Source organism: Nesterenkonia sp. AY15, assembly GCF_022565855.1.
Taxonomy (GTDB): domain Bacteria; phylum Actinomycetota; class Actinomycetes; order Actinomycetales; family Micrococcaceae; genus Nesterenkonia.
The window spans coordinates 324,814-343,054 of record NZ_JAJOYV010000003.1; the positions used below are offsets into that span (position 1 = coordinate 324,814).

16 protein-coding genes are annotated in these 18,241 nt (G+C 67.2%); 12 read left to right on the top strand and 4 right to left on the bottom strand.

Translation table 11 applies throughout. The annotated features are described in order from the left end of the window. Window position 1 precedes the first annotated feature (1 nt). The 4 genes from LSI54_RS07115 to LSI54_RS07130 all read left to right on the top strand — a co-directional run bounded on the left by LSI54_RS07115 (window position 2) and on the right by LSI54_RS07130 (window position 4,290). Window positions 2-1,405 (top strand): ABC transporter permease, encoded by a 1,404-nt coding sequence (locus tag LSI54_RS07115; RefSeq protein WP_274617561.1) that lies wholly within the window; start codon window positions 2-4, stop codon window positions 1,403-1,405. Further along, entirely contained in the window at window positions 1,402-2,703 is a 1,302-nt protein-coding gene (locus tag LSI54_RS07120; protein WP_446740419.1) for an ABC transporter permease, read from the top strand. Before LSI54_RS07115 ends, LSI54_RS07120 begins: the two co-directional genes overlap by 4 nt. A 99-nt stretch (window positions 2,704-2,802) precedes the next feature. Then, window positions 2,803-3,297 (top strand): CBS domain-containing protein, encoded by a 495-nt coding sequence (locus tag LSI54_RS07125; RefSeq protein WP_241478030.1) that lies wholly within the window; start codon window positions 2,803-2,805, stop codon window positions 3,295-3,297. Between the two features lie 132 nt (window positions 3,298-3,429). After that, complete coding sequence (locus tag LSI54_RS07130; protein WP_241466321.1) at window positions 3,430-4,290, top strand: NAD-dependent epimerase/dehydratase family protein; 861 nt, start codon at window positions 3,430-3,432, stop codon at window positions 4,288-4,290. A 167-nt stretch (window positions 4,291-4,457) separates the two neighbouring features. Here LSI54_RS07130 and LSI54_RS07135 read toward each other — a convergent pair whose 3' ends face one another. Then, a complete protein-coding gene (locus LSI54_RS07135) occupies window positions 4,458-6,134 on the bottom strand; it encodes a sodium:solute symporter family protein (protein WP_241466320.1) in 1,677 nt (558 codons plus the stop codon). Further along, window positions 6,131-6,457, bottom strand: coding sequence for a DUF4212 domain-containing protein (locus LSI54_RS07140; protein WP_241466319.1), 327 nt, complete (start codon window positions 6,455-6,457; stop codon window positions 6,131-6,133). The genes LSI54_RS07135 and LSI54_RS07140 overlap by 4 nt, the downstream gene beginning before the upstream one ends. A gap of 285 nt (window positions 6,458-6,742) precedes the next feature. Here LSI54_RS07140 and LSI54_RS07145 point away from each other — a divergent pair, with 285 nt between their 5' ends. Genes LSI54_RS07145 through LSI54_RS07165 form a run of 5 tightly spaced genes read left to right on the top strand, consistent with a single transcriptional unit; the run spans window position 6,743 to window position 11,517 of the window. Next, window positions 6,743-7,225, top strand: a complete 483-nt coding sequence (locus LSI54_RS07145) for a hypothetical protein (protein WP_241466318.1) — start codon at window positions 6,743-6,745, stop codon at window positions 7,223-7,225. A 20-nt stretch (window positions 7,226-7,245) separates the two neighbouring features. Further along, a complete protein-coding gene (locus tag LSI54_RS07150) occupies window positions 7,246-7,677 on the top strand; it encodes a hypothetical protein (protein WP_241478031.1) in 432 nt (143 codons plus the stop codon). After that, window positions 7,674-9,359 (top strand): sodium/solute symporter, encoded by a 1,686-nt coding sequence (locus LSI54_RS07155; protein ID WP_241470897.1) that lies wholly within the window; start codon window positions 7,674-7,676, stop codon window positions 9,357-9,359. Before LSI54_RS07150 ends, LSI54_RS07155 begins: the two co-directional genes overlap by 4 nt. Beyond that, window positions 9,349-10,674, top strand: coding sequence for a histidine kinase (locus LSI54_RS07160; RefSeq protein ID WP_241466315.1), 1,326 nt, complete (start codon window positions 9,349-9,351; stop codon window positions 10,672-10,674). Before LSI54_RS07155 ends, LSI54_RS07160 begins: the two co-directional genes overlap by 11 nt. A gap of 42 nt (window positions 10,675-10,716) precedes the next feature. Further along, window positions 10,717-11,517: a LytR/AlgR family response regulator transcription factor gene (locus tag LSI54_RS07165; RefSeq protein WP_241466314.1), complete on the top strand. Its 801-nt coding sequence runs from the start codon at window positions 10,717-10,719 to the stop codon at window positions 11,515-11,517. Between the two features lie 41 nt (window positions 11,518-11,558). On the opposite strand, the gene LSI54_RS07170 is transcribed toward LSI54_RS07165, so the two are convergent. Further along, window positions 11,559-12,215, bottom strand: a complete 657-nt coding sequence (locus tag LSI54_RS07170) for a hypothetical protein (protein WP_241478032.1) — start codon at window positions 12,213-12,215, stop codon at window positions 11,559-11,561. A 232-nt stretch (window positions 12,216-12,447) separates the two neighbouring features. On the opposite strand from LSI54_RS07170, the gene LSI54_RS07175 reads away from it, so the two are divergent. Continuing rightward, window positions 12,448-13,278 (top strand): aldo/keto reductase, encoded by an 831-nt coding sequence (locus tag LSI54_RS07175; RefSeq protein ID WP_241470901.1) that lies wholly within the window; start codon window positions 12,448-12,450, stop codon window positions 13,276-13,278. Between the two features lie 117 nt (window positions 13,279-13,395). On the opposite strand, the gene LSI54_RS07180 is transcribed toward LSI54_RS07175, so the two are convergent. Then, a complete protein-coding gene (locus LSI54_RS07180; RefSeq protein WP_241478033.1) occupies window positions 13,396-15,498 on the bottom strand; it encodes a BCCT family transporter in 2,103 nt (700 codons plus the stop codon). Between the two features lie 438 nt (window positions 15,499-15,936). On the opposite strand from LSI54_RS07180, the gene LSI54_RS07185 reads away from it, so the two are divergent. Further along, on the top strand, window positions 15,937-17,232 hold the full coding sequence (locus LSI54_RS07185; RefSeq protein ID WP_241478034.1) for an endonuclease/exonuclease/phosphatase family protein: 1,296 nt from the start codon (window positions 15,937-15,939) through the stop codon (window positions 17,230-17,232). A gap of 42 nt (window positions 17,233-17,274) precedes the next feature. Next, window positions 17,275-18,231, top strand: a complete 957-nt coding sequence (locus tag LSI54_RS07190; RefSeq protein WP_241478035.1) for an EcsC family protein — start codon at window positions 17,275-17,277, stop codon at window positions 18,229-18,231. The last annotated feature ends 10 nt before the right edge of the window (window positions 18,232-18,241 follow it).

Below are 18,241 nucleotides of genomic sequence, written 5' to 3' on the forward strand. Positions count from 1 at the left end.
AATGACCCCTGCCCCGAAGCCCGAGCAGCAGAGCCCTTGGGCCGAGGCCGAGGGCCGGCTCTCGCGTGTGCTGCGCGAGCTGGGCCAGACCTCCTGGCTGGTGACCGTGCTGGCAGTCGTCGTCGCCCTCGTGGTCGGCGCGGTGCTGATCCTCGCCGCCAACCGTGACGTCCAGGCCAGCCTGAGCTATTTCTTCGCCCAGCCCACAGCCTTCCTGGAGACCTCCTTCCAGGTGCTGCGGGAGGCCTATTCATCGCTGTTCCGCGGGGCGGTCTTCGACTGGCAGGCGCCCTCGGCGGCGCGTTCGATCCGACCGCTGACCGAGACGATGGTCTACTCGGTGCCGCTGATCCTGGCCGGGCTCGGCATCGCCATCGGCTTCCGCTCCGGGATGCTGAACATCGGCGGCCAGGGACAGATCATCCTGGGCGCCACCTCCGCCGGGTTCCTCGGCTACGCGCTCTCGATGCCGGTGGGACTGCACGCGCTGCTCGCGCTCGCCGGCGGCATCCTCGGCGGCGCCATCTGGGGTGGGATCGCCGGAGTGCTCAAGGCGCGCACCGGGGCCAACGAGGTGATCGTGACGATCATGCTCAACAACATCGCCATCTATCTGCTCGCCTGGTTGCTGCAGGAGCAGTGGTACAAGCAGACCGGCTCCAACCAGCCGCTCTCGAGCTCGGTCGATGAATCCGCGCAGCTCTTCTCGCTGCTCGGATCCGGGTTCCGACTCCACGCCGGGTTCCTCATCGCCATCCTGGCCACCCTCGGTGTGTGGTGGCTGCTGGAGCGCTCCACGCTCGGCTTCGAGTTCCGCGCCATCGGGGAGAACCCGCAGGCAGCGCGGACTGCCGGGATCAACGTGCCCAAGGCCACCGCGCTGGTGCTGGTGATCGCAGGTGGTCTCGCCGGCCTCGGCGGCGCCGCCCACGTGCTGGGCACCGAGTATCGACTCGCCGGCGGTGTGGCCGGCACCTTGGGCTTCGACGCCATCACCGTGGCGCTGCTCGGACGCTCCAAGCCCCTGGGCACCTTCCTGGCGGGGCTGCTGCTGGGCGGGCTGCGCGCCGGCGGCGTGCTGATGCAGGCTCAGACCGGCACCCCGATCGACATCGTGCTGGTCCTGCAGGCCGTGATCGTGCTGATGATCGCGGCCCCGCCGCTGGTGCGCGCGATCTTCTTCCTGCCCCACGCCGATGGGCGCCCGCGGATCCGCACCCGACGCTCCCGGCGCACGGCGAAGGGTGCGGCCCCCACCGGCTCCACGACGGAGCGGGAGCTGCAGACCTCCGGCGCACCGAGCGCCGGTTCGCGGAGCACCGGGCCATCGGGCACCCATGCGCCGGGCACCGGGCCGAGTGACACGCAGCCACCGAGCACCACGACACAGGAGCCTGGCAAGTGAGCGAACAGACCGTGAGCACCGCTGCCGTCCAGGCGGACCCGCTGAAGCGGGCGTCCACCGGGGTTCGTCCGATCTCCTGGAAGTACCCGATCACCTACGCCGTGCTGGCAGCGTTGAGCGTGCTCTTCGCGCTGACCGTTCCGGAGGGCGCGCGGACTCACTTCCGACTCTCCTCGGGCGGGGACTTCTTTCAGATCCCGATCGTGGAGCTGCCCTCGCGCCCAGCAGGTTGGATCTCGGCGGTGGTGCTTGTCGTGCTGGCTTGCTTCGCCTTCTGGCAGGCGTCTCGCCGCGCGCAGGCCCGGCTGTGGCTGCCGCTGCTCTTCGGCGTGCTCTTCGTGTTCGCGTTCCTGGTCTGGGCCGGCGCCGACCGCGGCGCCGTCATCCCGCTGGTCACCATGCTCACCGGAGCGTTGGCACTGTCGGTGCCGCTGATCTTCGGCGCCATGTGCGGACTGGTGGGTGAGCGCTCAGGCGTCATCAACATCGCCATCGAGGCGCAGCTGCTGGCCGGAGCGTTCCTCGCCGCCGTCGCCGCCTCGGTGTTCACCAGCGCCTACATGGGGCTGGTCTTCGCCCCGATCGCCGGTGCGCTGGTCGGTGCGCTGCTGGTGTTCTTCTCGGTGAAGTACCAGGTGAATCAGATCATCGTCGGCGTGGTGCTCAACGTGCTGATCATCGGGCTGACCGGATTCCTCTTCTCCACGGCGCTGACCCAGAACCCAGAGCTGTGGAACGCCCGCCAGCAGCTGCCGCGAGTGCCGATCCCGGGGCTCTCGCAGATCCCGATAATCGGCCCGGTGCTGTTCAACCAGACCATTCTGGTCTACCTGATGTACCTGATCGTGGGGCTCCTGAACATCTTCCTCTTCCGGTCCCGCTGGGGCCTGCGCACCCGCGCGGTGGGGGAGCACCCCAAGGCCGCAGACACCGTGGGCATCAAGGTCAACCGGATGCGGGTCTACAACGTGATCCTGGCCGGGGCGATCGCCGGACTCGGCGGTGCCTTCTTCACCATCGGACAGGGGCTCGCCTTCGGCAAGGAGATGTCGGCAGGCGCCGGCTTCATCGCGCTGGCTGCGATGATCCTCGGTCGCTGGCACCCCATCGGGGCGCTGCTGGCAGCCCTGTTGTTCGGGTTCTCCACCTCACTGGGCAACGTGCTGGCCACCATCGGCACTCCGGTGCCCTCCGAGGCGCTGCTGATGCTGCCCTATGTGATCACCATCTTCGCGGTGGCAGGCTTCGTGGGCAGGGTTCGGCCTCCTGCGGCCAACGGCACCCCATACGTGAAGTAGGCAAGGCGCCGATAGGGCGTCTTTACCGCAGACGACCTTCCCTATAGGCTCTTACCAGCTCAAGCAGCGGGCTCTCGGTTCACTACTTGAGGGTTGCCTATGGAGCACATTTCACGTTCGACCGCACGGCTCACCGGCCGCCACGCCACTCTTCGCTCGCGGGGGGCGCGCGAACTCCGCGTCAGCGACCTCATGTCTCCCGTCGAGTCGGTCGTCTCGGTGACCGCGTCGCTGAGCGACGCCGCGGCGCTGGTGCGTGGTCTGGACGCGGCCGCACTGATCGTCGGACTCTCCCACCAGCCGCTGGGCCTGATCACCGAAGCCGCCCTGGCCGAAGTGGCCTTGGAGCATCCTGCGCAGTGGGAGAAGAAGCGCTGCGCCGCGCTCATCGGGGTCGCCCCCGGCCCACTCAGCCCGGAGGACCCGATCGAGGAAGTGCTGGCCCGGTACCGCATCTCCGGAGCGCAGCCGCTGCTGGTGCTCGACGGAGACTATGCGGTGGGGATCATCTACCCAGACCCGGTCTTCAGCTGGTGCCTGACCCAGCCCTCCTCAGTGTTCGACGCACTCGGCCTCGGCCGTGCCCCACACTGATCCTCGACCCACACCGACCCTGGGAAGAAGGCAACCAGTGAGATCCCGCTTGGTCGCCGCTGTGGATTACTGTGGCCACTGGATCCGTTGAGATCCAGCACACAGTCCCAGCACACACCAGAATGAGGCGCCATGAGAATCGCAGTCACCGGATCCACAGGCAAGCTCGGCACCGTCGTGGCGCGGGAGCTGCGATCCGCGGGTCATGAGGTCATCGGCCTCGATGTCGAAGGCACCCGCGGCCCGGGCTTCGTGAAGCTGGATCTGACCGACTACGGCCAGGTCATCGACGCGCTGGGCGGGGTCGCGGATCAGCACGACGGCGTGGACGCCCTGGTGCACCTGGCTGCTGTCCCGGCGCCCGGAATCCGCACCGACGTCGCGACCTTCCACAACAACGTCACGGCCACCTTCAACGTCTTCTGGGCCGCAGTCCGGCTCGGGATCGACCGGATCGTCTGCGCCTCGAGCGAGACCGTGCTGGGACTGCCCTTCGACACCCCTCCGCCCTACATCCCGGTGGACGAGCAGTACCCCGCACGGCCCGAGTCCACCTACTCTCTGGTCAAGCACCTGGAGGAGCAGATGGCGGTCGAACTGGTCCGCTGGAACCCGCAGCTCTCGATCACCGCGCTGCGCTTCTCCAATGTGATGAACCCCGAAGACTACGCAGACTTCCCGGCCTTCGACTCCGACGCGAGGCTGCGCAAGTGGAACCTCTGGGGCTACATCGACGCGCGCGACGGCGCCCAGGCCGTCCAGCGCGCCCTCGAGGTCGCCGGCCCGGGTTTCGAGCGCTACATCATCGCCGCCGCGGACACGGTGATGTCCCGGCCCAACGCGGAACTCGTCGCAGAGGTCTTCCCGGAGGTCGCGCTGCGCGGTGAGCTCGGCGTCAATGACACGCTGCTCTCCATCGAGAAGGCCCGCCGGGAGCTCGGCTACGAGCCGAGGCACTCCTGGCGCGATGCCACAGACCCCGCCTCGGGCTGACCCTCAGGCTGACCGCGGGCCCTGCGCCTGCCCAGCGTCAGCTCCGAACCAACCCTCAGCTTCGAACCCAGCGTCGGCTCGGAACCGCAGGCCACAGACGAGCGGCCCCCGCTCCAGTGATGGAGCGAGGGCCGCTTGTCTGTGTGGGTCTGCCGCAGCAGGCCGATTCAGGAACGCACATTCGCCTTTCGGGTCTGCGGGTACCGGATATCTTCGACCATCTCCTGCACGTGCTCGCTCGGCGGCGCCGTGAGTTTGGAGACCACCACGATCACGATGAAGTTGATCGCGGCACCGATGGCACCGATGCCCTCGGGAGAGACGTTGAAGAGGTGATCGTTCGCGCCGGTTCCGAAGACCTCCAGCGTGTAGATCATGTAGGTTCCGGTGAACGCCAGACCGGTCAGCATGCCTGCGGTGGCACCCGGACCGTTGGCCTTCTTCCAGAAGATCCCGAGGATCAGGATCGGGAAGAAGGTCGCCGCTGCGAGGCCGAAGGCGAACGCGACCACCTGGGCCACGAATGCCGGCGGGTTGATGCCGGCCCAGATGGCGAACAGGATCGCAACGCCCATGGCGATGCGTCCGACCATCATCTGCTCCTTCTCGGAAGCACCGGTCTTCTTGAAGACCCGGAAGTACAGGTCGTGCGAAGCGGCGGAGGAGATGACCAGCAGCAGACCTGCCGCGGTGGACATGGCTGCCGCCATGCCGCCGGCGGCCATCAGGCCGACGATCGGAGCGGGAAGCCCGCCGATCTCCGGTGAGGCCAGGACCAGGATGTCGTTGTTGACGATCAGGTCCGCCCCGGATGTCGCCAGGTTGGACACGGTTCCGATCGTCTCGACGTCCTCGTTCACGGTCACCAGACCCGTCGGAGCCCAGGTGTTGATCCAGTCAGGCAGGCTGTCAGGACCCTGGCCCTGCACACCCTGAAGCAGGTTCAGCTTGGTGAAGGCACCCACGGCAGGAGCCGTGAGGTAGAGCAGCGAGATGAAGAACAGGGCCCAGAAGGCCGAGTAGCGAGCACCGCGGACCGTCTTGGTCGTGTAGAAGCGGATGATCACGTGCGGCAGACCTGCGGTGCCCAGCATCAGCGAGAGCGTGACCAGGAAGACGTCGATCTGGCCGCCTGCGCGGCCGGAGAACGCCTCGGTGAACTCGTTGAGCCCGAACTCCACGCTGAGCGAGTCCAGCTCCGCGAGGATCTGCCCGTAGGAGATCTGCGGAACCGGGATGCCCGTGGTCTGGTAGGCCACGGCGAAGGCCGGGATCAGGTAGGCGATGATCAGCACGGTGTACTGCGCGACCTGGGTGTAGGTGATCCCCTTCATGCCGCCGAGCACTGCGTAGATGAAGATGACGACGGCGACCAGCACCACGCCCCATTCGACGCTCAGTCCGAGGAAGCGGCTGAAGACGATGCCGCCACCGGCCATCTGGCCGACCACGTAGGTGAAGGAGACGACGATCGCGGCGATGGCCGCGACGATGCGCACCGACTCCGAATACCGGTCGCCCACAAACTCGGGCACCGTGAACTTGCCCCATTTACGAAGGTAGGGAGCCAGCAGCAGTGCAAGCAGCACATAACCGCCGGTCCAGCCCATCAGGTAGACGGAGCCGTCGGAGCCCAGGAAGGCGATCAGGCCGGCCATGCCGATGAAGCTGGCGGCACTCATCCAGTCCGCCGCGACCGCGGCGCCGTTGGCGAGGGTCGGGACGCCCTGAGAGGCGACGTAGAACTCCTTGGTCTCCTTCACCCGAGAGCGCCACGCGATGATGATGTAGATGCCGAAGGTCAGGATGATGAAGAAGAAGGTCCAGAACTGAGTCTCGTTCACTTGTAACCACCTTCTTCGTTGCGCTCGGCCACGCCGAACTCGTCATCGATCTTGTCCATCCACAGCGCGTAGACCAGGATCAGGATCACGAAGACGTAGATCGATCCCTGCTGGGCGAACCAGAGGCCGAGTGGGAAGCCGAGGATCACGATGTTGTTGAGCGGCTCGATCAGCAGAATGCCGAAGCCGAATGAGACGGTGAACCAGATGACCAGCAGGGTGATCATCAGTCGGAGGTTCTTCTTCCAGTAGCGCTTGCGCCAACTGGTGTCCTCCGCCTCTGGCGGACCGCCGGAGGTTCCCTCATGTGCCACATCGGACATGGGAGACTCCCTTCTTCCTAGTGCGAGTAGTGCGGGGCGATTCACCCACGCGGATGCGCAGGGACTGGTCTAAGAAAGTCAAAATGTGGCACAAATCACAAGCCCGGGGACCTCCAGCGGTGCATCTGTGTTTGCCAGCGGCGCGAATCCCGCGCTGAGCGGGTCAGTCAAGCAGAATCACCGTTCACCTGCCGGAATACGCCGCTCAGCGCCCGGAAGCCGCCGTTGATCAGTTTCTCTGGCGCATGCTTCGTCTGTGGCGCCGATCACATCTAGGATGACGGCATGACCACGACAGCGGACAAAGGGATCTACGGCGGCATCACCGCGCGGCTGAAGGCTGGCAGCGCCACGGGCTGGGGCGTCTTCCACCCCGGCAGCAAGGCCATGATCCTCGGCGGTCTCATGCTGATCGTCTCGGCCTTCCTTCCCTGGGTCTACCTGCCCTTCATGGCGCAGGTCACCGGGGAGACCTACGCTCTGCGCGGCACCGACGGCCCCGGAGTGATCACCCTGGCGGTGGGCTTCCTGGCCTTCGCCGGCGCGTTCGTGCCGCGCCGCAAGCTGGCGATCGCCCACGCCGGGATCCCAGGCCTGATCGTCACCGGCATCGTGCTGCTGCAGACCTGGAACATCCTCGCCTTCTCGGCCAGCTCCGGCGCCTGGGGCGGGCTCCTGCCCGGCATGGGTCTCGTGCTCGCCGGCGGCGGCGCGGTGGTCCTGCTCAAGTCCTCCTGGAACATGTACCGGACGTGGCTCCCCGCCTGAGGGGACATGGACCTGAGGAGGTGAAACCGTCTTCTGCAGGCTCGACGCCGGAATCCCCCCACCCGGGTCCTCCCTCGGCCGGCGAACACCGCGCCGGTGCCGACTTCCCCGCGGACTCTGACTTTCCCTCTGACAACGAGGTTCGTGACACCCCCGCCGAGGTCGATGCCGCCTTCCGCGCCCAGCGCGGGGTGGCGCTGGCCTACTTCGTCGTCTTCCTGGTGCTGGTGGCCGCCTTCCCGGTGCTGACCATGACGCTGCAGTGGTGGACCCAGGCGCGGGTCTTCGGAGACCTCAGCCCCGGCTTCGTCGCCGCGGCCGGCGGACTCTACCTGGTCTTCGCCATCATCGGCATCGCTGCGGCTCGGCTCAGTGCCTCGGTGGAATCGCGCATGCTCGGGGGTCAACACGGACTCGACGACGACTCCGCCGCAGGGGAGGAGCTCAAGTGACCTCGACCGCGGTGGTGACACTGGCCGCGGTGCTGATCATCGTGCTCGGAGTCTCCTTCATCAGCCGCCCTCGGGGTCCCTCCACCGTGGACTTCTATCTGGCGGGCCAGCGGGTCGGTGTGATGACCAATTCCTGGGCGATCTGCGGGGACTACCTCTCGGCCGCCTCCTTCCTCGGGGTCGCCGCTGCGGTGTATGTCTCGGGTCTGGACGGCGCCTGGTATGCGGTGGGCTTCGCCGCCGGCTTCGTGCCCGTGCTGCTGCTCATCGCGGCTCCGCTGCGCCGCTTCGGAGAGTTCTCGCTGGCCGACTTCCTCGGCCGCCGAATGGATTCGGATCCGGTCCGGCTGGCGTCGGTCGGTGTCGTCCAGCTCGTCATCCTCTGTTATCTGGTGCCGCAGTCGGTGGGTGGAGGCATCACCTGGGAGCTGCTGGTCGGGCAGGGCCTGTTGGGCCTCTCTCCCTACGCGACCGGAGTGCTGCTCTCCACTGCGGTGGTCGCCGTGGTCGTCGCCTTCGGGGGGATGCGCGGGACCACCTGGAATCAGGCCGTACAGTTCCTGCTGCTCTTCGCCGCGCTGGTCTGGCTCGCCGTGGTGGTCACCGCGGACGGCTTCCGCTATGGGGAGGCCGTGCAGAGCCTGAGCGAGGCCCCACTGGCGAATCCCACGCTCGGCGGCGCCGACGGGCAGGAGTGGACGCTGACCGAGGAGACCAACCACATGCACCCGGGGGAGCCGGCGCTCTTCGGTGAGCCCGGCGCCCGCTACGGGCCGCTGGGTCAGGTGGCGCTGGTGGTCACCCTGGGGCTCGGCACCGCCGGGCTGCCGCATGTGATGAATCGGTACTTCACCTCTCCCACCGGCAAGGCCGCCCGCACCACCACCGTCTGGGTGCTGGTGCTCATCGGCGCGTTCTACGCGATGGCGATCATGCTGGGCACCGCCGCCCGGGACATCATCCCTGACGCCGTCGCGGGCAGGCCCTGGCTTCAGGAGCTCACCGTCGACGGAGTGCTGCACACCCCTGAGCACGCGCTGCCGGTGCTGGGCCGGATCTACGGCGAGCAGACCGGGCTGGGGCTGATCGCCGCCGCCGCCCTGATCGCCGCCATGTCCACGGTGGCCGGGCTGCTGCTGGCCTCGGCGGCCACCTGGGGCCACGACGTCTATGAGCGTCATATCAACCCCCGCGCCACGCAGCGCCAGGCAGTGTGGGCCGGGCGGATCACCACGCTGCTGGGCGCAGCGCTCGCGGCGGGACTGGCCATCGCGCTGCGCCCCGAGGCCTTCGCCCCGGCGATGCCCTCGCTGGTCGCGACCATGGTGACCTGGGCCTTCGCCGTGGCCGGCTCCGCACTGACGCCGGTGCTGGTGCTCGCGATCTGGTGGCACCGGACGACGGCGGCCGGTTCCCTGGCCGGGCTGCTCACCGGGGCGACCCTCTCGGTGAGCATGTTCATGACGGCCGGACTGATCGAGGCCGACTGGCTGCGCGAGCTTCTTGCCGCTCCGACCCTGGTGGTCGCGCCGATCACGGTGGCGGTGGTGGTGCTGGTCTCGCTGCGCACCAGGGCCCCCGACGGGGTCCAGGCGCACTGGGTGCGGATGCACGGCACCGCGGCGGATCGCCGCGCCGAACGTATGGCCCGACTGACCCGAGGAGGCGTGGATGCGCGGTAGCGCGATGCTGGCAGCGGGAGTGACGCTGATCTGGATGCTGGTCTATCTCGGCACCCAGGTGTTCGCCGACCCGGCCCTGCCGATGCTTCCCACTCTCGGGCTCGGGCTCGGGCTCACGGTCGGAGCGGTGCTGGGGTACCCGTCGGCGCTGCGCGGGGCCACCGGTCGGCGTCGCCAGCGTCCGGTCTCACCGCGGGAGGTCGAGGTCAGCCGTGGGGTGCGCAACCTCGCCGCAGCGGGACGCTCCATGCCGCTGCGCGCCGGACTCACCCCGGAGGCCGCCCGGCGGACCTGCGAGCTGCTGCGCCCGATGCTCTCCGGTGATGCCGTCTCGATCACCGACCGCGAGCAGATCCTCGCCTATGTGGGACCTGGCGCGGATCACCACCGCGAGGGGGCCCAGATGCAGACCTCCGCGGCCCCGCGCACCATCGCCAAGGGCCGGACCCAGGTGGTCCGCGACCGCGCCGGTGTGGGCTGCCGCAAGCCCGACTGTGAGTTGACCTCCGCGGTGATCGTGCCGCTGCGCGTGGGTGCCCGGGTGATCGGGACCCTCGGGGTGTACCAGGCCGAGGCCGACATCCCGCCGCGTCAGCTGGTCGAGGACATGGCCGCGATGCTCTCGCTGCACCTGGAGCTGGCCGAGCTCGACCGTGAGAAGCAGCTGGCCACCGATGCGCGACTCAACGCGCTGCGCGCCCAGATCAACCCACACTTTCTGTTCAACATCCTCAACACCATCGCCTCGAAGGCTCGCACCCGACCAGATGAGGCCCGCGAGCTGCTGCTGCGGCTCTCCGAGTTCTTCCGCTACGCGGTGCGCCAGGAGGGGCATTACGCCGAGTTCGCCCAGGAGTACTACTTCGTGCGCACCTACGTCTCGCTGGAGCAGGCGCGCTTCGGGGACCGGCTCAAGGTCCGCTATGACATCGACCCGCAGGTGCTCACCACCAGAGTGCCGGTGCTGATGATCCAGCCGCTGGTGGAGAACGCGGTCAAGCACGGCATCGCGGGCAAGCCCGCGGGCGGGACCGTGCATCTGCGGGCCAGAGTGGACCCGCTGGCGCGCACCACGAGCATCCGGGTCAGCGACGACGGCGTAGGGATGGCCCCCGAGGTGTTGGCGCAGATGGCCGACGGAGCCGGTCGCCTCGACGGGAGTGAGACCCTCACCGATGACCCGAAGCATGCCGGTGTCGGCCTGCAGAACATCACCGAACGGCTGAACTCGCTGTTCGGGGACCGCTATGACCTCTCCATCTCGACCCCGCGCTCCGGAGGCACCGTGGTGGAGCTGCAGATCCCGCTTCGGTGACCGCGATCACAGTGACCTGGATGTTCCCCCTATACTGAGTCAATGCACCCACGCGCTCTGATCGTGGACGACGAGGCTCCTGCCCGCGAGGAACTCCGGTTCCTGCTCGAGGAGGTCGGCGGCGTCCAAGTGGTGGGAGAAGCCACCAATGGTGAAGAGGCGCTCCTGCTGCTGAACTCTCTTGCCTACGACCTGGTCTTCCTCGACATCCGCATGCCCGGGCTCACCGGACTGGAGGTCGCGCAGCGGCTGCGCGGCGCGAGTGCTCCCGAGGGCGTGCGCCCGCCTCAGGTCATCTTCACCACCGCCTACCCCGATCATGCCGTGGAGGCCTTTGATCTCGCGGCCGCGGACTACCTGGTCAAGCCGTTCTCCGCCGACCGGCTCCAGCGAGCTGTGCAACGCGCGCTCGCCGGGGCCGAGGCCGCCTCGTCACCGGCCGCGGCGGCCTCAGCTGCGGCAGTTCCGGAGCCCGCCCGGGCCGAGGCCGCCCCCCGACGAAATGCGCAGCAGCTGGTGCGGATCCCGGTGCAGAAGGACGGCCGGACGGTGCTCGTCGACGGTGATGCGATCGTCTACGCCGTGGCGGCGCGCGGCTACGCCTCGCTGAAGCTCACCGATGATCGCGTGCTGGTGTCGTTCTCGCTCAATGAGCTCGAGCGTCGCCTCCAGGGCCATTTCTTCCGGGTGCACCGCTCATATCTGGTCAATCTGCGCTACGTCCGGGAGCTGGTGCCAGACTTCCGCGGTGCACTGGTCCTGGTGCTCAATGATCGCCAGCGCAGCCGGGTAGAGGTCTCCCGACGGCACGCACCCGAGCTGCGCCGTCGACTCGGCGTGTGAGGCCCGGACCCTTCCGGGTGTCCGGTCGTCCCCAGGCGCGCTCAGGGGCGCGGGCGATCTTCGGGAAGATCCTGCGGCAATGGCCTCGTCGGCGCGGTGCGGGTCTGCGGGGGCTGCGCGTGGGGTGCGGCGCCTGCCTGGGTGCCTGGCTGCGCCGGCGCTTCGGGAGTCCGGTCAAGCCCCCGCGGGGTGTTCCCGGCAGCCGGCTGGCGGCTCTGCTGCCCCTTCGTCCTGGAGTCCTTCGCGGCGGTGACGGGATCGCGCGTGGCCTCGGGTCGCTTCGCGGCGGCCGACGGCGGCTGCTCCGTCGCCGGCTGGTGCCCCCACGCCTTGATGCAGCCGAGGACGACATAGGCGATGAGCAGAGCCACCGCGAGCAGCCCGTGCAGGATCATGGTCGCCGTGGCGCCGGCCGCGTCCTGATTGAGGAACGCCAGCACGAACATTCCGATGCTGTGCACGATGGTCAGCTCCATCAGGCCGGGGTAGGCCCGGGGGCGCCAGGCGACGAGGGCGAAGAGCCCCGCGAAGACGATCAGCCCGAAGGCGTGCCACGCTTCCGAGAGAAACGTCTCGGAAGTGGTGAGCTGGAGCTGCGCCAACGACCAACCGGCGAATCCCGCGCAGCCGAGGGCTGAGACGATCAGCAGGGTGCGCCCAGTGGCTCGGCGTCGTGAAGCGGTGACCTCTGCGGCCATGATGAATCCTCTGATCGGTGCGGAGGAGCGGCGCCCGGCACGGTGCACTCCTATGACTTCAGCTTAGGCCCGTCTGCATCGGCTGACCAGTGAGTAGGCACTCTGACGAGGGGTCTGCGGAAATGGACCCTTGTCGACCGACCTCATGGAATGATCCTGACTGTTGCGTGGTTCACACAACACGAGGGCAGGGCTGCCCTCAGACATGTACGCAGGATGAGAGAGGTTGCCGATGGCTACTGTTCCCACGATCACACTCAATGATGGGACCGCGATCCCCCAGCTCGGCTTCGGGGTCTGGCAGGTTCCAGCCGACGACGCCGAGAAGGTGGTCGCCGAAGCGCTGAAGGTCGGATACCGGCACATCGACAACGCCGCCGTCTACGGAAACGAAGAGGGCGTGGGACGCGCCATCGCTGCCTCGGGCATTCCTCGCGAGGAGCTCTTCATCACCACCAAGGTCTGGGTGAACGACTTCAAGGCCGGAAACACCAAGCAGGCGCTGCGCACCTCGCTGCAGAAGCTCGGCCTGGACTACGTGGACCTCTACCTGATCCACTGGCCCTCACCAGCCGACGAGGCCTACCTGGACGCGTGGAAGGCGATGGAGGAGCTCCAGGCGGAGGGACTGACGCGCAGCATCGGTGTCTCGAACTTCCTGCCTGAACACCTCGAGCGTGTGGTCGAGGCCGGCACGGTGATTCCAGCGATCAACCAGGTGGAGATCCACCCTGCGCTGCAGCAGCGCAACATCCAGGAGGCCAACGACCGGCACGGCATCAAGACCCAGGCCTGGAGCCCGCTCGCGCAGGGTGCCGTCTTCGAGGACGAGCCCGTGGTCGCCGCGGCCCAGGCGCACGAGGTGTCTCCCGCGCAGGTCGTGATCCGCTGGCACCTTCAGCGTGGACGCATCCTGTTCCCCAAGTCAGTCACCCCGGATCGGATCGCGTCGAACTTCGACGTCTTCGGCTTCGAGCTCACCGAGGAGGAGCTCTCAGCCATCGACGGGCTTGAGCGCGACGGTCGAACCGGCCCGAACCCGGGTGAGTTCAACCCCTCCTGATCCCGAGCAGGAGGTGTCTGATCCGGCCGGACGCGGCTGGGCAGATGAGAAGGGCGGGCCCCAGTTCATTTGAACTGGGGCCCGCCCTTCTTTCACGTGATCAGATCGCGCAGTGCATCAGCGCTGCGTGTCATCACCCGTGGGCGTGTCAGGATCTGACTCGACCTCGCTGTTTCCGACGGCCTCGTCGTAGATCTGCTCGGACTCCCACTGCTGACCGGTGGCGGAATCCGCGAACTCCGGAGTCGCGAACACCTGATCGGCGATCGGATCGTTGAAAGCGACGTCCTCGTCCCAGCCGATGGTGCCCGTCTGCGGGTTGACCATGGTGGAGTGGGGCGGGACGTCCTGGATCGCGAACACCATGTCGTCGGAGTCGAACGGCGTGGAGATGCTTGATTCCTTGGAGGTGGGCTTGTCCAGTCCGGCCAGAGTTGCTGAGGTGCCTCCGAGGAAGCCCTTCAGCGCAGCGCGCTGACCGGTGAGGATCGAACGCACGTTCCGGTGCACGCCTGGAGCCGAGTCCCCGCCGCCCGGAGCATTGCGCGCGGTGTCGACCAGCGCCGATTTGCTGGCCGTGGGCCGGATGCGGACGTATCGAGGCATCGTCTTCGTCTCGTAGTTGAACATCCGGACCTGAGCGATCACGGCCAGAACCATCACGATGGACATCGGAGCCGCCGCGCTGATCGCAGCGACCTGCAGCACGCGCAGGGAGGCATCTGCGGCCTCTCCGCCTCCGGCTGCCAGCAGCACGATGGCGGTGATCGCGATGAACACAGTCCAGAACACGCGGGTCAGCTTCGGTGTCTCGGTGCGTCCGCCATAGGAGAGCACATCGGTGACCAGCGAGCCGGAGTCTCCGGAGGTGACGAAGAAGATCGCGATCACCAGAATGGCCACCACCGCTGTGATCGACGCCAGCGGCAGCTGCTCGAGCAGGGTGAAGGTTGCACCGACGGTGTCGATGCTGCCGTCTTCGCCCACCATGACACCCTCGGTCACCTGGTACCAGATGCCGGAGGAGCCGAAGATGGTGAACCAGATCAGTCCGACCAGGGTCGGCGCGAGGAGCACGCCCATGACGAACTGACGGATGGTGCGTCCGCGGGAGATCCGCGCGATGAACATGCCGACGAAGGGCGCCCAGCTCATCCACCAGCCCCAGTAGTAGATGGTCCAGTCGGCGGACCAACCGCCATCTTCACCGCCGGCGTAGCTGGCCCCGGTCTCGAACAACAGCTGCGGGAAGGCCATCAGGTACTCGCCCAGGTTGCCTACAAGAGACTGCAGCAGGAACAGAGTGGGACCCGCGATCAGGACGAACAGCGCCAGCAGCGCGGCGAGGACCATATTGAAGTTTGAGAGCCACTTCAGGCCCTTGTTCACGCCGGTGATCACCGAGAAGGTGGCGATCGCCATGATGACCACGACGATCATGGTCAACAGAACGGTGTTCGCCGGATCCTCGATCCATCCCATGAAGCCGAGGCCGGCCGCGATCTGCTGAGTGCCGATCCCCAGTGAGGTCACGATGCCGAAGACGGTGCCGACGATCGCGACCACATCGATCACGTGCCCTACCCAGGACTCGATGAGCTTGCGGCCGAAGATCGGCTCCAGCAGCCACCGCACCGAGAGTGGGCGTCCGCGGCGGAAGGTCATATAGGCCATGCCGAGTCCGATGACCACGTAGATGGCCCATGCATGCAGGCCCCAGTGGAAGACGGACTGGCCCATCGCGGCGCCTATGGCGGCTGACTCGCCCGCCGCGACCATCTCGCCGCTGGCGTCCATGCCGACGGCTCCCGTGACGTCTGGCGGAGCGATGAAGTGCCACAGCGGCTCGGCCACGCCCCAGAAGACGAGTCCGATGCCCATGCCTGCGGCGAAGAGCATGGTGAACCAGGAGCCGAGCGAGAACTCAGGCTTCTCGTCGTCGCGACCCAGACGGATGTTGCCTACCTTGGAGGCTCCGGCCCAGAGGGCGAAGACCACGAAACCGGTGGCGACCAGGACATACCACCAGCCGATGGTGTTCACGATGGTGGCGTTCAGCGTCTCGAAAGCTTCAGCGCCATTGGCTTCGCCCCAGATGGTTGCGAAGATCAGGCCAGCGACGATGATGAGCACGGCAGGGATGAATACGGGCTTGTTCAGGCCGCGCCAGGCGTCAGCCGGCGACCAGTCCCGTAGTCGAGCTTCGGGTTGCGAAGCCATGTGGTCCTCCTCGGTGAAGTGAGAGTGTTCTCTAGTCATGTGCAAGACGATTCAGTGCGCAGCGATCAATTCGTTCCAGACACAGAAAACGACGACGTCGGCTCTCCGGTCGCTGCGGCGGGGTTGGTTCCCTGCGCCAACGCGACTGTCGGCAGAACTCTGCGTCGTCGCCAGAAGTGTCGTGCACTCTCGAATTTGAAGCGTATATCTTCTATTTACACACCCGTTGGTCTTATAATGCAACTGCTGGCGACCGGGGGAGAGTTTCATCACGGCCCGGCCCGGCGGCGGAGGTCGATCGCTCCTCATTTCCACTGTTACGCCTTGGTAACTGTTTCCACAAGTTGCGTTCTGGGCTTGGCACGGCCAGAGTGCCGCATTACGGTGTAACCCATGCCCAATGGCCAGCAACGATCTGAGCTGCGGGCCAGAGGATTCATGCGCAGCGGTTTCTCCAGCTGCCTCGTGGCCGGTCTGCTAGTGGCTGGATCTTCCGGTGCGCACGCCACGACCACCAGCAGCGACAGCATCAGCAGCGAGACCGGGAGCGGCGCCGCCGACGGCGCGACCACCGCTTCCTACTACCCCACCCCGGGGCAGCCCCTCGTGACGCCTGAGTCCCAGGAGTTGACCACGACCGTGGAGAAGGCCGCCGGGGACATCCGGGTGGCTACCCTTCACGCGCAGATCCGCGGGGCCTCCTCCGCGGAGGTCCTTGAAGAGCTCCACGGCGGGATGCATCCGCAGGCCCGGGTCCTGGCCGAGACCGTGCAGGTCAATGCCCCCGACGTGTTGGTGCTGACCGGGCTCAGCTACGACGAGCACCAGCAGATCGCCACGACGGTCAATGACGAGTACCTCTCCCGCGGCCAGAACGGCCAGACCGGCATCAAGTACTCCCATGTATATACGGCGCCGACCAACTCGGGCATCGACTCGGGTGCGGACCTGGACGGTGACGGACGGATCGGTGGCCCCGCCGACGCGCTGGGCTACGGACGGTACGCGGGGGAGCGCGGCATGGCGGTCTTCTCCACCTACCCCATCGCTGAGGATGAGGTCCGCACCTTCCAGGAGTTCCTCTGGCAGGACATGCCGGAGAATTCCATGCCCGCGGACGAGTTCTCCGATCTGGAGAAGTCGGTGCTGCCGCTGCCCAGCACCAGCCTGTGGGACATTCCGGTCGAGGTTCCAGGCGAGGCGGATCACGTGCACGTCGTGGCCACCGATCTCAACGGCCCTCCCGGGCCCACGACGCCCGACGTCGCCCGCAGTGAGGACCAGCGCCGGATGGTCGCAGAGTTCGTCTCCGGAGCATCCTGGTACCTCTATGACGACGAGGGTGCCTATGGTGGCCTCGAGTCCGGCACGCCATTCGTGGTCGCCGGCAGCCTTGCCGACGCGCAGGAGCTTCAGACCTGGCCCAACCGCCAGGTCCCAGAGCTCGCCTCACTGTTGGACGACGGCACCATCCAGGACCCGGGCCCCGAGGCGATCACCGATGAGCCGCTGCCGCAGCGCCGCGACGCTGCCGCAGATCCTCAGGCGACCCACGGACTGACCGGCGGCGATGCCGTGCGATCCTCTTACGTGCTCCCCGCTGCCGCACTCGACGTCGACAGCTCCGGCGTCTTCTGGCCCGCGGAGGGCGAGTTCGGCTTCAACCTGGTGGACCCTGCCGACCCTGACTCGCCGGTCGGGCGACTCGTCTGGCTGGACATCGCCGGGAGCTGAATGGCTTCCCATCTGGTCGGGGTCACGCCCTAGACTGAGGCCATGAAGAAGTCTTCGGGGAACGGGAAACTCATGGGTGCTGCAGCCTCCGGCTTCTTCGCCCAACAGACGGTATCCATGGTCAAGGGTCACGCCTTTGACGATTCCGGCAAGCTGACCCCACGTGCCGAGACCTGGCTGACCCGGGCGGTCACCGTGCAGCGGCCGCTGGTGCTGGCCAATCTGCGCAGGCTGCGCAAGGCGCACCCCAGCCTCTCCAATCACCAGCTGGCCGCCCAGCTGGACAAGGACTTCACCCGCGGAATGACCGGCGGAGGCGCCCTGATCGGCGCTACCGCGGCAGTGCCTGCAGTGGGCACCGTGACCTCACTCGGACTCTCCGCGGCGGCCACGGGAAGCTTCCTCGAGGCCTGCGCGCTCTACGCGCAGTCGATCGCTGAACTCTCAGGAATCAGCACCGCAGACCCCGAACGGGCGAAGCTGCTGGTGATGGGTGTGATGCTCGGCGATCAGGGCCGCCAGCTCTTGGGGGAGCTCTCCCAACAGGCGGGCGGCAAGGGTGCCGGCCCGTTCTCCTCCCTGGTCCCGATGAACAGCTCCGCCAACTCCTCCGGGGTGTCCGGACTGGTGGTCAACCAGATCAAGCGGCAGTTCATGCGCCGATTCTTCATCCGCTCGGGCACGACGATGATCGGCCGCGCTATTCCCTTCGGCATCGGGATGGTCGTCGGAGGCGCCGCGAACCATCGACTGGCCAGCCAGATCGTGAAGTCTGCCCACAAGACCTTCGGTGAGCTGCCCGAGCAGACGCCCGCGGCCCTGGTGGCGGACATGAAGCGAGCGCTGGAGCGCGAGCGGCTGCGCGCCGAGCGCAAGGAGCGCCGCGGACGCAAGCGCGAGATCCTCGCTGCGCGTGGATCCCAGAAGCGCCGCGGCGACAGATCCTCCGCCGACGCGCTCGAAACCACCCGCCCCATGGCAGACGCGCCCCGGCGCTGAACACCCACCC

Coding starts and splice junctions, on each gene's coding strand:
- LSI54_RS07125 (WP_241478030.1), top strand. CDS start 2,803: ATGGAGCACATTTCACGTTCGACCGCACGGCTCACCGGCCGCCACGCC.
- LSI54_RS07140 (WP_241466319.1), bottom strand. CDS start 6,457: ATGTCCGATGTGGCACATGAGGGAACCTCCGGCGGTCCGCCAGAGGCG.
- LSI54_RS07170 (WP_241478032.1), bottom strand. CDS start 12,215: ATGGCCGCAGAGGTCACCGCTTCACGACGCCGAGCCACTGGGCGCACC.
- LSI54_RS07175 (WP_241470901.1), top strand. CDS start 12,448: ATGGCTACTGTTCCCACGATCACACTCAATGATGGGACCGCGATCCCC.
- LSI54_RS07115 (WP_274617561.1), top strand. CDS start 2: ATGACCCCTGCCCCGAAGCCCGAGCAGCAGAGCCCTTGGGCCGAGGCC.
- LSI54_RS07185 (WP_241478034.1), top strand. CDS start 15,937: ATGCGCAGCGGTTTCTCCAGCTGCCTCGTGGCCGGTCTGCTAGTGGCT.
- LSI54_RS07180 (WP_241478033.1), bottom strand. CDS start 15,498: ATGGCTTCGCAACCCGAAGCTCGACTACGGGACTGGTCGCCGGCTGAC.
- LSI54_RS07160 (WP_241466315.1), top strand. CDS start 9,349: ATGCGCGGTAGCGCGATGCTGGCAGCGGGAGTGACGCTGATCTGGATG.
- LSI54_RS07130 (WP_241466321.1), top strand. CDS start 3,430: ATGAGAATCGCAGTCACCGGATCCACAGGCAAGCTCGGCACCGTCGTG.
- LSI54_RS07165 (WP_241466314.1), top strand. CDS start 10,717: ATGCACCCACGCGCTCTGATCGTGGACGACGAGGCTCCTGCCCGCGAG.
- LSI54_RS07190 (WP_241478035.1), top strand. CDS start 17,275: ATGAAGAAGTCTTCGGGGAACGGGAAACTCATGGGTGCTGCAGCCTCC.
- LSI54_RS07145 (WP_241466318.1), top strand. CDS start 6,743: ATGACCACGACAGCGGACAAAGGGATCTACGGCGGCATCACCGCGCGG.